The sequence below is a fragment of the Serratia sp. YC16 genome (genome assembly GCF_009707615.1).
Classification (GTDB): domain Bacteria; phylum Pseudomonadota; class Gammaproteobacteria; order Enterobacterales; family Enterobacteriaceae; genus Serratia; species Serratia surfactantfaciens.
This window is the reverse complement of record NZ_WLYN01000001.1, coordinates 640822-654255: the sequence shown is the minus strand read 5'-3', so window position 1 is coordinate 654255 and position 13434 is coordinate 640822. Positions and strand designations below refer to the sequence as shown.

Annotated in this window: 9 protein-coding genes; 7 read left to right on the top strand and 2 right to left on the bottom strand. The window is 53.7% G+C overall.

Going from position 1 to position 13434, the window contains the following annotated elements:
• Positions 1-131: 131 nt before the first annotated feature.
• Genes galU through GKN89_RS02950 form a run of 3 tightly spaced genes read left to right on the top strand, consistent with a single transcriptional unit; the run spans position 132 to position 3456 of the window.
• Positions 132-1049: a UTP--glucose-1-phosphate uridylyltransferase GalU gene (galU, locus tag GKN89_RS02960; RefSeq protein ID WP_154746317.1), complete on the top strand. Its 918-nt coding sequence runs from the start codon at positions 132-134 to the stop codon at positions 1047-1049.
• A gap of 43 nt (positions 1050-1092) precedes the next feature.
• A complete protein-coding gene (locus GKN89_RS02955) occupies positions 1093-2436 on the top strand; it encodes a UDP-glucose/GDP-mannose dehydrogenase family protein (RefSeq protein ID WP_025159795.1) in 1344 nt (447 codons plus the stop codon).
• A gap of 9 nt (positions 2437-2445) precedes the next feature.
• The gene (locus GKN89_RS02950; protein WP_019452745.1) at positions 2446-3456 is read left to right on the top strand and encodes an NAD-dependent epimerase; all 1011 of its coding nucleotides are present in this window, start codon (positions 2446-2448) and stop codon (positions 3454-3456) included.
• A 185-nt stretch (positions 3457-3641) separates the two neighbouring features.
• Here the strand turns inward: GKN89_RS02950 and hns are convergent, their stop codons facing one another.
• Positions 3642-4049 (bottom strand): histone-like nucleoid-structuring protein H-NS, encoded by a 408-nt coding sequence (hns, locus tag GKN89_RS02945; RefSeq protein WP_004932170.1) that lies wholly within the window; start codon positions 4047-4049, stop codon positions 3642-3644.
• Between the two features lie 690 nt (positions 4050-4739).
• Here hns and GKN89_RS02940 point away from each other — a divergent pair.
• Positions 4740-5324, top strand: coding sequence for a thymidine kinase (locus tag GKN89_RS02940; protein ID WP_154746316.1), 585 nt, complete (start codon positions 4740-4742; stop codon positions 5322-5324).
• Positions 5325-5443: 119 nt separating this feature from the next.
• Here the strand turns inward: GKN89_RS02940 and adhE are convergent, their stop codons facing one another.
• Positions 5444-8116 (bottom strand): bifunctional acetaldehyde-CoA/alcohol dehydrogenase, encoded by a 2673-nt coding sequence (adhE, locus tag GKN89_RS02935; protein WP_019452743.1) that lies wholly within the window; start codon positions 8114-8116, stop codon positions 5444-5446.
• A 531-nt stretch (positions 8117-8647) separates the two neighbouring features.
• Here adhE and GKN89_RS02930 point away from each other — a divergent pair.
• From GKN89_RS02930 to oppA, 3 genes are all read left to right on the top strand, one after another.
• Positions 8648-9292 carry a YchE family NAAT transporter gene (locus GKN89_RS02930; protein ID WP_015378089.1) on the top strand — a complete coding sequence of 215 codons (645 nt, stop codon included), beginning with the start codon at positions 8648-8650 and terminating at the stop codon, positions 9290-9292.
• A 694-nt stretch (positions 9293-9986) separates the two neighbouring features.
• Positions 9987-11624, top strand: a complete 1638-nt coding sequence (locus GKN89_RS02925; protein WP_154746315.1) for an ABC transporter substrate-binding protein — start codon at positions 9987-9989, stop codon at positions 11622-11624.
• A gap of 149 nt (positions 11625-11773) precedes the next feature.
• Positions 11774-13411, top strand: a complete 1638-nt coding sequence (gene oppA / locus GKN89_RS02920) for an oligopeptide ABC transporter substrate-binding protein OppA (protein WP_019452741.1) — start codon at positions 11774-11776, stop codon at positions 13409-13411.
• Positions 13412-13434: the final 23 nt, after the last annotated feature.

Below are 13434 nucleotides of genomic sequence, written 5' to 3'. Positions count from 1 at the left end.
TAATAGTCCTAAATGTTTTCTATTTGTGTTCTGGCTAATGCTCGGCGCGCATAAGCTGGTATACTCCGAAGGTTTTTTTATATCGAGCCCAAGCTCATAAAATGAGCGCTTTAGCTTTAAGAGAGGAAATAATGCCTGCTGTAAATCGCAAAGTCAGAAAAGCCGTGATCCCGGTTGCAGGCTTGGGTACGCGGATGTTGCCGGCCACCAAAGCCATTCCAAAAGAAATGTTGCCGCTGGTTGATAAACCGCTGATCCAATACGTCGTCAATGAGTGCATTGCGGCAGGGATTAACGAGATTGTGCTGGTCACTCACTCCTCCAAGAACTCGATCGAAAACCATTTTGATACCAGTTTCGAGCTGGAAGCGATGCTGGAAAAACGCGTCAAGCGTCAATTGCTGGATGAAGTTCAGTCGATCTGCCCGAAAGGCGTTACCGTGATGCAAGTCCGTCAGGGGAACGCGAAAGGTTTGGGGCACGCAATCATGTGCGCTTACCCGATGGTGGGCGATGAGCCGGTCGCCGTGGTGTTGCCGGACGTGATCCTCGACGAATACAGCGCCGATCCGAAAAAAGACAATCTGCGCGAGATGTTGCAGCGCTTCGAAACCACCGGCGTCAGCCAGATCATGGTTGAACCCGTGCCGCATAAGGATGTCGGAAACTACGGCGTAGCCGACTGCAAGGGCGTCGATCTGCAGCCTGGTGAAAGCGCGCCGATGGTCAGCGTGGTCGAGAAGCCGTCACCGGATAAAGCGCCTTCCAACCTGGCGATCGTCGGTCGTTACGTGCTGTCCGCCGATATTTGGCCGCTGCTGGCGAAAACGCCTCCGGGCGCCGGCGATGAAATTCAGCTGACTGACAGCATCGAAATGTTGATGCAGCAGGAAACGGTGGAAGCGTATCACCTGAAAGGCGTGAGCCATGACTGCGGCAACAAGCTGGGTTATATGCAGGCGTTTGTAGAATACGGCATGCGTCATGCCAGCCTGGGCAAAGAATTTTCTCAGTGGCTGCAACAGGTTGTTGCCGCTGACAAGAAGTAATTGAATGATCTTTCGTCTTAATTTGAAAAACTAGGATTTTCACATGAAAGTAACAGTTTTTGGTATTGGCTATGTGGGTCTGGTGCAGGCCGCCGTGCTGGCTGAAGTCGGCCATGACGTGATGTGCATCGACGTCGACGAACGAAAAGTCGAAAACCTGAAAAAAGGTAATATCCCGATTTTTGAACCGGGTCTGACCCCGCTGGTGCAGCAAAACTATGAGGCCGGCCGCCTGCATTTCACCACCGATGCCAAAGCGGGCGTGGCGCACGGGAATATCCAGTTCATCGCCGTCGGTACGCCGCCGGATGAAGACGGTTCCGCCGACCTGAAATATGTCACTGCGGTGGCTCGCACCATTGCCGAGCACATGACCGATCGCAAAGTGGTGATCGACAAATCCACCGTACCGGTCGGTACGGCGGACAAGGTGCGCCAGGTGATGGCGGAAACGCTGGCGAAGCGCGGCAGCAATGTGCCGTTCGACGTGGTGTCTAACCCGGAATTCCTGAAGGAAGGCGCGGCGGTGGCAGACTGCATGCGTCCTGAGCGCATCGTCATCGGCACCGATAATAAAGATGTGATCGAACCTATTCGCGAGCTGTACGAACCGTTTAACCGCAATCACGATCGCATGATCATGATGGATATCCGCAGCGCGGAGCTGACCAAATACGCCGCTAACTGCATGCTGGCGACTAAAATCAGCTTTATGAACGAAATGTCCAATCTGGCGGAAATGCTGGGCGCAGATATCGAAAAAGTGCGTCAGGGCATCGGTTCCGACTCTCGCATCGGTTATCACTTCATCTACCCTGGCTGCGGTTACGGCGGCTCGTGCTTCCCGAAAGACGTGCAGGCGCTGATCCGCACGGCGGAGCAGATCGGTTACCAACCGAAGCTGCTGCAGGCGGTTGAGCAGGTCAACTACCAACAGAAAGACAAGCTGAACAGCTTTATCAAAGACTACTTCGGCAGCGATCTGAAGGGCAAAACCTTCGCGCTGTGGGGCCTGGCGTTCAAGCCGAATACCGATGACATGCGTGAAGCCTCCAGCCGCGTGCTGATGGAGCAACTGTGGGCCGCCGGCGCCACCGTTCAGGCTTACGATCCGGAAGCGATGAACGAAGTCCAACGCATCTATGGCCAACGTGATGACTTGAAGCTGATGGGTACCAAAGAGGCTGCGCTGCACGGCGCCGATGCTCTGGTGATCTGCACCGAATGGCAGAATTTCCGCGCACCGGACTTCGACGTGATCAAAAGTGAACTGAAGCAGCCGGTGATCTTCGATGGACGTAACCTGTACGATCCGGAGCGTTTGGAAAATCGCGGCTTTACCTACTACGCGATTGGCCGCGGCGCCTCGATTAAACCGGTTATTTAAGGAGTGGGCATGAAATTCCTGGTTACAGGCGCCGCAGGGTTTATTGGCTATCACGTTGCAGAGCGTTTGTTGACCGCCGGTCATCAGGTTGTCGGCATTGATAACCTGAACGACTATTATGACGTGGGCCTGAAAATGGCCCGTCTGGACAGACTGGCGGATAAGCCGGGATTCCGCTTTATTAAGCTGGATTTGGCCGATCGTGAAGGTATGGCGGCATTGTTTGCCGAGCATCAGTTCCAACGAGTCATTCATTTGGGAGCTCAGGCCGGCGTGCGTTATTCGTTGGTCAATCCGTTGGCTTATGCGGATGCTAACCTGATCGGCCATTTAAACGTTCTGGAAGGTTGCCGTCATAATAAAGTTGAGCATTTGCTCTATGCCTCTTCCAGTTCGGTATATGGCCTGAATCGCAAGCTGCCGTTTGCAACCGAAGATTCGGTTGATCATCCGGTATCACTGTATGCGGCAACTAAAAAGGCCAATGAGCTGATGTCGCACAGTTACTCCCATTTATACGGTCTCCCTACGACGGGGCTGCGCTTCTTTACCGTTTATGGTCCTTGGGGGCGTCCGGATATGGCGCTGTTCAAGTTTACCAAGGCTATATTGGCGGGGGAGAGCATCGATGTATATAACCACGGTGAAATGCACCGTGACTTTACTTACATCGATGATATCGCTGAGGCGATTGTACGGCTGCAGGCGGTTATTCCGCAGGCAGATCCGTCATGGACCGTTGAACAGGGATCGCCGGCGACCAGTTCCGCGCCGTATCATGTTTATAATATCGGCAATAACACGCCTGTTAAACTGATGGAATATATCCGTGCATTGGAGCTGGCATTGGGGGTGACTGCCCGTAAGAATATGCTGCCGATGCAACCTGGCGACGTGATGGATACCAGCGCGGATACGGAAGAGCTTTATCGTGACATCGGTTTTAAACCGGAAACCAGTGTTGAAGAGGGCGTAAAGCGCTTCGTTGACTGGTATAAGGCATTCTATCAGGTTCAATAATTGAACGTGGGTGTAAATGCGATAAAGGGGCCTTAGGGTCCCTTTTTTTCACTGAAATTTCATGCTAGAAGGAAAAGCGAATTAGGATATTTACTAAAAGGCGAGAGAGAGCGGGAGTCGAACGATAAGCTTTAAAATGAAAAGGCCCCCCGAAGGGAGCCTTTCAGATACGGACTGCGTCGCTATTACAGCAGGAAATCGTCCAGAGATTTACCTTGCTCTTCGATAGCTTTCTTGATCACCGCAGGAGTACGGCCTTGACCGGTCCAGGTTTTCAGTTCGCCGTTTTCGTCTTTATATTGGTATTTAGCCGGGCGTGCTGCGCGTTTTGCTTTACCAGCAGCCTTGTTGGCAGCCATAGTTTGCAGCAGTTCATTCGGGTCGATACCGTCAGCAATCAGCATTTCGCGGTATTGCTGCAGTTTACGAGTGCGTTCTTCGATTTCTGCTTGAGCCTGGCTGTCTTCTTCGCGACGTTCGTTCACAACAACTTCCAGTTTCTCGAGCATTTCTTCCAGCGTTTCCAGCGTGCATTCTCTTGCCTGGGCGCGCAGAGTGCGGATGTTGTTCAAAATCTTTAATGCTTCGCTCATTGTCCTAGTCTCAAATTATATTGGTGGGGGGCGTCTCGATAATAATAGAGTGCTCTTTTCTTTTCTGCAATAGCCAAATTGACATGAATACTCAAATTTACCTTTAAAGAAACCGTTAATCGGATCCGGACGACTAATAATAGGAAGGGCTGTTAACTATTACCCTCATCTTGCTTAAGCCAAAATTTCAGCAGACATGCTTTAAAAGATACGTGCCGCAAGGCTTTCCTCGATAAGTTATCGCCGCAATTTATATCAATATTACAATGAGTTCTGTGGGCTTAATCACGTCGTGGCACTGCAGACATTGTAAACAATAGGGGTATATTGGTAAAGATCACGTCAGGAAACGTCGGGGGGCTTGTGAAGGTGATTAAATGCCCGATATTGGCCGCAGTATAATAGCCAGAGCTGCCGTCACGGCTGCCGCGCCTGCGGTGGGTAAAGGGCGGCTGTGCATTAATGTGCGATAACCATTAGCAAGAATTAATAGTGATGACAGGCATACATTATCCTGTAAATAGCTGTAAAAAGAACATACCGACAGAACGATATGTTTCGCTTGAAAGCGCATTATTACGGCGAACGCAATATTCACTCGCTTTGGGCTGAGCCCGGGGCCGGGTTATGGTACACTTGCCGTCCTAATCAACATTTGAATATTTCTTATACCATCGGAGTTGCGGGGCCATGGCTCAACTTTATTTTTATTACTCTGCGATGAATGCCGGCAAGTCCACCGCGCTGCTACAGTCTTCATATAACTATCAAGAGCGTGGTATGCGCACGCTGGTGTTCACTGCGGAGATCGATCATCGCTTTGGCGTGGGCAAAGTCAGTTCGCGCATCGGCTTATCCTCGCAGGCCCAGCTTTATAACAATGACTCGATGTTGTACACCATGATTCAGCAAGAGCATCAGCAGCAGCCGGTGCACTGTGTGCTGCTGGACGAAAGCCAGTTCCTGACCAAAGCACAGGTTGAACAATTGTGCGACGTGGTGGATCAACTGGACATTCCCGTATTGTGTTACGGCTTGCGAACCGATTTTCTCGGCGAACTGTTTATCGGCAGCCAATATTTACTGGCCTGGGCCGATAAGCTGGTGGAATTGAAAACCATCTGCCACTGCGGGCGCAAAGCCAATATGGTGTTGCGGTTGGATGAGAATGGCAAGGCGATGCACGCCGGCGAGCAAGTGGTGATTGGCGGTAACGAGAGCTATGTCTCTGTCTGCCGCAAGCATTATAAAGAGGCGATTCACTCCCTGGAGTAGGGCCGAAAACGTCGCCAGGGCCGGCTGAGGCGCTTTGGCGGCGGGGTCAGAAAAACAGCGCGTCAGGCGCAATAAAAAACCCGCCGTTCGGCGGGTTTTTTCATCGGTTCACGGAACCGTTATTTCTTGGACTTTTTTACCGCAGCTTTGGCAGCTGCCGGTGCTGCCGCTTCCTCTTCTACCGTTTCACTGAATTCGCGGCCGTAGAAGGTATCCAGCATGATTTGCTTCAGTTCGGCAATCAGCGGATAGCGTGGGTTGGCGCCGGTGCACTGGTCGTCGAAAGCGTCTTCCGACAGCTTGTCGACCTTCGCCAGGAAGTCCGCTTCCTGCACGCCCGCCTCACGGATGGAGGTTGGGATGCCCAACTCTGTTTTCAGCTCATCCAGCCAGGCCAGCAGTTTCTCAATCTTCTGCGCGGTGCGGTCGCCCGGTGCGCTCAGGCCGAGGTGGTCAGCGATTTCAGCGTAGCGACGGCGCGCCTGAGGGCGGTCGTACTGGCTGAAGGCCGTCTGCTTGGTCGGGTTGTCGTTCGCGTTGTAGCGAATGACGTTGGAAATCAGCATCGCGTTGGCCAGGCCGTGCGGAATGTGGAACTCCGAACCCAGTTTGTGCGCCATGGAGTGACAAACCCCGAGGAAGGCGTTGGCGAAAGCGATACCGGCGATGGTGGCGGCGTTGTGCACGCGTTCACGGGCAACCGGGTTTTTCGCGCCTTCTTTGTAGCTGGCCGGCAGATACTCTTTCAACAGTTTCAGCGCCTGCAGCGCCTGGCCGTCGGAGTATTCGTTCGCCAGCACCGACACGTAAGCTTCCAGCGCGTGGGTCACCGCATCCAGGCCACCGAAGGCGCACAGGGATTTCGGCATGTTCATCACCAGGTTGGCGTCGACAATCGCCATGTCCGGGGTCAGCGCATAGTCGGCCAGCGGGTATTTCTGTCCGGTGGCGTCGTCGGTCACGACCGCGAACGGTGTGACTTCTGAACCGGTACCTGACGTGGTGGTGATGGCGATCATTTTCGCTTTCACGCCCATTTTCGGGAATTTGTAGATACGCTTGCGGATGTCCATGAAGCGCAGCGCCAGATCCTCGAAGTGGGTTTCAGGATGTTCGTACAGCACCCACATGATTTTCGCGGCGTCCATCGGCGAACCGCCGCCCAGCGCGATGATGACGTCCGGTTTGAAGGAGTTCATCTGCTCGGCGCCTTTACGCACGATGCTCAGCGTCGGATCGGCCTCTACTTCGAAGAACACTTCGGTTTCGATGCCGTGTGACTTCAGAACCTTGGTGATCTGGTCGGCATAGCCGTTGTTGAACAGGAAACGGTCGGTCACGATGAAGGCGCGTTTCGCCCCGTCGGTCGCCACTTCTTCCAGCGCGATAGGCAGCGAGCCACGGCGGAAGTAGATCGATTTCGGAAGTTTATGCCACAACATGTTTTCTGCTCGCTTCGCTACAGTTTTCTTGTTGATCAGGTGTTTAGGTCCGACGTTTTCAGAGATGGAGTTACCACCCCAGGAACCGCAACCCAGCGTCAGCGAAGGCGCGAGTTTAAAGTTGTACAGGTCGCCGATGCCGCCCTGAGAAGCCGGGGTGTTGATCAGGATGCGAGCCGTTTTCATTTTATCGCCGAAGTAGGCGACGCGAGCCGTTTGGTTATCCTGGTCTGTGTACAGGCAGGAGGTGTGGCCGATACCGCCCATGGCGACCAGTTTTTCGGCTTTGGAGACCGCGTCTTCGAAGTCTTTGGCGCGGTACATCGCCAGGGTAGGCGACAGTTTTTCATGCGCGAAAGGTTCGGTTTCGTCGACCAGTTTCACTTCACCGATCAGCACCTTGGTGTTGGCCGGCACTTTAATGCCTGCCATCTCGGCGATTTTCGGCGCGGATTGACCCACGATGGCCGCGTTCAGGCCGCCGTTTTTCAAAATGATGTCCTGCACCGCTTTCAGCTCTTTACCCTGCAGCAGGTAGCCGCCGTGGGAGGCGAAGCGTTCGCGCACCGCATCATAGACGGAGTCAACGACGATGACCGACTGCTCGGAGGCGCAGATGACGCCGCTGTCGAAGGTTTTGGACATCAGGATAGAGGCGACCACGCGTTTGATGTCTGCGGTTTCGTCTACTACCACCGGCGTATTACCGGCACCTACGCCGATCGCCGGTTTGCCTGAGCTGTAGGCGGCTTTCACCATGCCCGGGCCACCGGTGGCCAGGATCAGGTTGATGTCAGGGTGGTGCATCAGCTGGTTGGACAGCTCGACGGTAGGCTGATCGATCCAACCGATGATGTCTTTTGGCGCACCGGCGGCGATAGCGGCCTGCAGCACGATATCGGCGGCTTTGTTGGTGGCATTCTTCGCGCGCGGATGTGGCGAGAAGATGATGCCGTTGCGGGTTTTGAGGCTGATCAGCGCTTTGAAGATCGCGGTAGAAGTTGGGTTGGTGGTAGGGACGATACCGCAAATCAGGCCGATAGGTTCGGCGATGGTGATGGTACCGAAAGTGTCATCTTCAGACAGGATGCCACAGGTTTTTTCGTCTTTATAGGCGTTGTAGATGTACTCGGAAGCGAAGTGGTTTTTGATCACTTTGTCTTCGACGATACCCATTCCGGATTCTTCCACGGCCATTTTGGCCAACGGGATACGGGCATCAGCAGCGGCGAGGGCGGCAGCGCGGAAGATTTTGTCCACTTGCTCTTGAGTGAAGTTGGCATATTCGCGCTGGGCTTTTTTGACACGTGCGACAAGCTCGTTCAGTTCAGCGACATTCGTTACAGCCATAATGCTCTCCTGATAATGTTAAACTCTTTCAGTAAATAAGCCGTGCGAGCCACTAGTATAGTCATAACGCGGATAAACGGTGATTCGAATACCGGGGATTTCCCGCGTTATTTCTTCGCATGCTGCTGATTTGCTTAAAGAGCTTTACCCTACGCCAACCGGAGGGGCAGGCAGTGAGGAGAACGGAACCGGCGATGTGGCCACCTACTTTGTTCTACTCCCTGACTACGACTAAGAGCTTACCCACTGTTGGGTAGTTTATTTGTGATCTAAATCATGAAAAGTGCAAGCTGACACCTTTCAGCTTGCTGGTGTTGGGAATCATTCTTGATAACTGTGAGCGGTGACTCTTTTTTCAACATAAAAAATCAAAAGGCCATACATCACTTTAACAAAGGGCATTTGTTTCGTCTCATAACTTGCTGGCAGTCAAAAATGCTGCTCGGGCCGGATGGATTACCCGCGCCAATTCCATTACATTAGCGCGCATAGGCAGCACACCTTTTCATAGCGATTAATGCGGAGCCATCTGTGGGCCAATCTCTGTTGGATCTTTCCGGCTTTATCAAGTTCTTTGTCGGTCTGTTTGCGCTGGTCAACCCGGTCGGCATTTTGCCGGTGTTTATCAGCATGACCAGCTACCAGGCGGAAGCCGGGCGCAACAAAACCAACCTGACCGCCAACCTGTCGGTCGCCATCATTCTGTGGACGTCGTTGTTCCTGGGTGAAGGGATCTTGCGCATGTTCGGCATCTCTATCGATTCGTTTCGCATCGCCGGCGGTATTCTGGTGGTGACCATAGCCATGTCGATGATCAGCGGCAAGCTGGGGGAAGACAAACAGAACAAGCAGGAAAAATCGGAGAGCGCGATCCGCGAGAGCATCGGCGTGGTGCCGTTAGCGCTGCCGCTGATGGCGGGGCCGGGGGCCATCAGTTCCACCATCGTCTGGAGTTCCCGCTATCACAACTGGCAAAGCCTGCTCGGCTTCACGGTGGCGATCGCTTTGTTCGCATTTTGTTGCTGGCTGTTGTTCCGTGCCGCGCCGCTGTTGGTACGCTTGCTGGGGCAGACCGGCATTAACGTAATCACCCGTATCATGGGCCTGTTGCTGATGGCGCTTGGAATCGAATTTATCGTGACCGGCATTAAGGCGATATTCCCCGGTCTGTTGTGATAGCCGCGTTTAGCCGCGTCTCGCCTATTGGCGCGGCTAAAGTTAATTTTAAAATTTAAATTATTTATTAGTTCGCATTATTATAGTGCATGGAGTGAATAAAATTTAAGCCGTTGCACTCTTATGTTGCATAAATCTCATGTTGCTGCTCAAAAAAAACGCTAAGCATTATTTCAAACACTTTTCCTTCCCCATTTCTGCCATTTTTGCCCCCGTTCAACGGTCAAGCTGTTGTTAAATTAATCACATCATTCTGTGGGGCTTGTCTCACTTTCATCCAGGTGTTATTAGTGATTAACCGCCCCATTGGCAGGTGTTTGTTCTTTGAATGGCCAGATTGTTAACTGAATGTTTCTTTGTGTGGCGGTGAGATTGCACTAACGGTTTCAAATGAAATGGTTTTTGTTTTTTTATCTTTAAAATCAAAGTCATGAGATTGCCTTTACGCGGCCCCGATCTCAGGGGGCGGACGAGGCTTGGTGCGATAAAAGAGAATTGCTTAACATTTTCGTAAAATTTATTGGCTATGGAATTTGGCTTCTGCTAATTTCCGAGCAACTTTCCCGTGGTCAATTAACTGAAATGCGCCACAAAAACGGGAATGATTTTTGCTGGTATCCGTTTATTTAGAATTCTTATAAACACTTCACAAACTTCGATAAGCGATGCTTGTCGGTGAAAAGGAGCCTCGATTATGCAGCAAACCCTGAAGCGCACTTCTTTGACCTTGTTGATTAGCGGCGCGTTGAGCGTCGGCGCCGTAAATAGCAGTTTGGCGGCTGAGGTTCCAGCCGGCGTCCAATTGGCGCAGCAGCAGAATATTGTGATTAACAACGGCAGCGAAGTGGCTTCATTGGATCCGCATAAGGTCGAGGGGGTGCCGGAAAGCAATATCATTCTTAACCTGCTGGAAGGGCTGGTGAGCACCGACGCCAACGGGCATGTGGTGCCGGCGGCGGCGACCCGCTGGGAAAATCAGGATTATCGGCAGTGGACCTTCCACCTGCGCCCTGGCGCGGTGTGGAGTGACGGCAGCCCGGTGACCGCGCAAGACTTCGTCTACAGCTGGCAGCGTTTGGCCGATCCGAAAATCGCCTCGCCGTACGCCAGCTATCTGCAATACACCAAGGTCGAGAATATCGACGACATCCTGACCGGCAAAAAGAGCCCGCAGACGCTCGGCGTCAAGGCGTTGGACGACCAGACGCTGCAGGTGACCCTGAGCGAGCCGGTGCCGTATTTCATCAGCATGCTGAGTCACACGTCGCTCAAGCCGGTCAAGCGCGCGGTGGTGGAGAAATTTGGCGACAAATGGACGCTGCCCGCCAACTATGTCGGCAACGGCGCTTACCGCCTGAAAGAGTGGGTGGTGAACGAACGCATCGTACTGGTGCGCAGCCCGAGCTACTGGAATGACAAGCAGACGGTGATCAATCAGGCGACCTTCCTGCCGATCGCTTCGGAAGTCAGCGACGTCAACCGCTTCCGCAGTGGCGAGATCGACATCACCAACAGCGCCATCCCGCCGTATCTGTACGTCAAAATGAAACGCGAAGTGCCCGAGCAGCTGCACGTTAACCCTTATCTGTGCACCTTCTATTACGAGCTCAATAACCAGCGGGCGCCGTTCACCGATCCGCGCGTGCGCGCGGCGGTGAAAATGACGCTGGATCGCGACATCATCGCCAACAAGATCATGGGCCAGGGGCAGATCCCGGCCTACAGCTTTACGCCGACCTTCACGGAAGGCGCCAACTTCACTCAGCCGGCCTGGGCCGGCTGGAGCCAGGAACAGCGCAATGCCGAAGCCAAAAAACTGCTGGCGGAAGCGGGCTACAGCGACGCCAAACCGCTGAAATTCTCGCTGTTGTACAACACCTCCGATCAAAACAAACAGCAGGCGATCGCCGCCGCGTCGATGTGGAAGAAGAATCTCGGCGCCGACGTCACGCTGCGCAATCAGGAGTGGAAAACCTCGCTGGAAAGCCGCCATCAGGGGCAATACGACGTGGCGCGCGCCACCTGGTGCGGGGATTACAACGAACCGAGCGCCTTCCTGAATCTGGTGTTGTCCAACAGCAGCATCAATACCGTGTTTTATAAGAGCCCGGCGTTCGACGCCATCATGGCCGCGACGTTGAAGGCGCCGGATGAAGCTGCGCGCGCCGCGCTCTACCAGCAGGCGGAAGCGCAGCTGGATAAAGACTCCGCGTTGATCCCGGTTTATTACCGCGTCAGTGCGCGATTGATCAAACCGACGGTGGGCGGGTTCACCGGCAAAGATCCGCTGGACTATACCGACGTTAAGAATCTGTACATTATCAAGCAGTAAAAGGGGTATTCCTCGCGTCGAACCGCAGAGGAATATGGGGGAAGGCCGGCCGCCGCATTCGTTCCGCGGCGGCGGTAAAACAGAGTCCGCTAACGGGCAACGCAGGCTCCACGGAGAGCCTGTGATAATAAAAACTGGAGTCGATAAGCATGACCAACATCACGAAGAAAACTCTCATTGCCGCTGGCGTTATCGCCGCGCTGGGCATCACAGCAACCGCGGGCGCTTTCGCCGCTGACGTTCCTGCGGGCGTGCAGCTGGCCGACAAGCAAGAAATCGTCAAAAACAACGGTTCCGAAGTGCAGTCGCTGGATCCGCATAAAATCGAGGGCGTGCCGGAAAATAACGTCACCCGCGATCTGATGGAAGGCCTGGCGAACAACAGCCCGGACGGTTCTATCGTGCCAGGGGTTGCGGAAAGCTGGGATAACAAGGATTTCAAAGTCTGGACCTTCCACCTGCGTAAAGACGCCAAATGGTCCAACGGCAAGCCGGTGACGGCGCAAGATTTCGTCTACAGCTGGCAGCGCGTGGTCGATCCGAAAACCGCTTCGCCTTACGCCAGCTATCTGCAATACGCTCACGTAGAAAACGTCGATGACATCATCGCCGGCAAAAAAGACAAATCGACGCTGGGCGTGAAGGCCATCGACGACCACACCTTCCAGGTAACCTTGAGCGAGCCGGTGCCTTATCTGGTTGAAATGACCCCGCACTACGCCATGAAGCCGGTTTATAAAGACGCGGTGGAGAAGTTCGGCGAGAAGTGGACGCTGCCGGCCAACTACGTCAGCAACGGCGCCTATAAACTGAAAGACTGGATCGTCAACGAACGCATCGTGCTGGAGCGCAACCCGGAATATTGGGACAACGCCAAAACCATCATCAATAAAGTGACGTTCCTGCCTATTTCGTCGGAAGTGACCGACGTTAACCGCTACCGCACCGGTGAAATCGACATGACCTACAACAACATGCCGATCGAACTGTTCCAGAAGCTGAAGAAAGAGATCCCGAAAGAGGTGCACGTCGATCCTTATCTGTGCACCTATTACTACGAAATCAACAACCAGAAGGCGCCGTTCACCGATGCGCGCGTGCGTGAAGCGCTGAAGCTGGGCATGGACCGCGACATTATCGTCAACAAGGTGAAAAACCAGGGCGATCTGCCGGCCTACAGCTTTACGCCGCCATACACCGACGGCGCCAAGCTGACCCCGCCAGAGTGGTTCGGTTGGACGCAGGAAAAACGCAACGAAGTGGCGAAGAAACTGCTGGCGGACGCCGGCTACGGCCCGGGTAAACCGCTGACTTTCTCCCTGCTGTACAACACCTCCGACTTGCACAAGAAGCTGGCGATCGCCGCCGCCTCCATCTGGAAGAAAAACCTGGGCGTGGACGTGAAGCTGGTGAACCAGGAGTGGAAAACCTTCTTGGATACCCGCCATCAGGGTACCTATGACGTGGCGCGCGCCGGCTGGTGTGCCGATTACAACGAGCCGAGCTCGTTCCTGAACATGATGCTGTCCGACAGCAGCAGTAACACCCCGCACTACAAGAGCGCCGAGTTCGACAAGCTGATGGCGAACGTGTTGACCGCGAAGACCAAAGACGAGCGCGCCGATCTGTATCAGAAAGCGGAAGTTCAGCTGGATAAAGATTCCGCCATCGTTCCGCTGTATTACTACGTGAACGCCCGTTTGGTGAAACCTTACGTCGGTGGCTACACCGGCAAAGACCCGCTTGATAACGTGTACGACAAAAACCTGTACATCATCAAGCATTGATACGGTAAGAGCCGGCGGCGCAG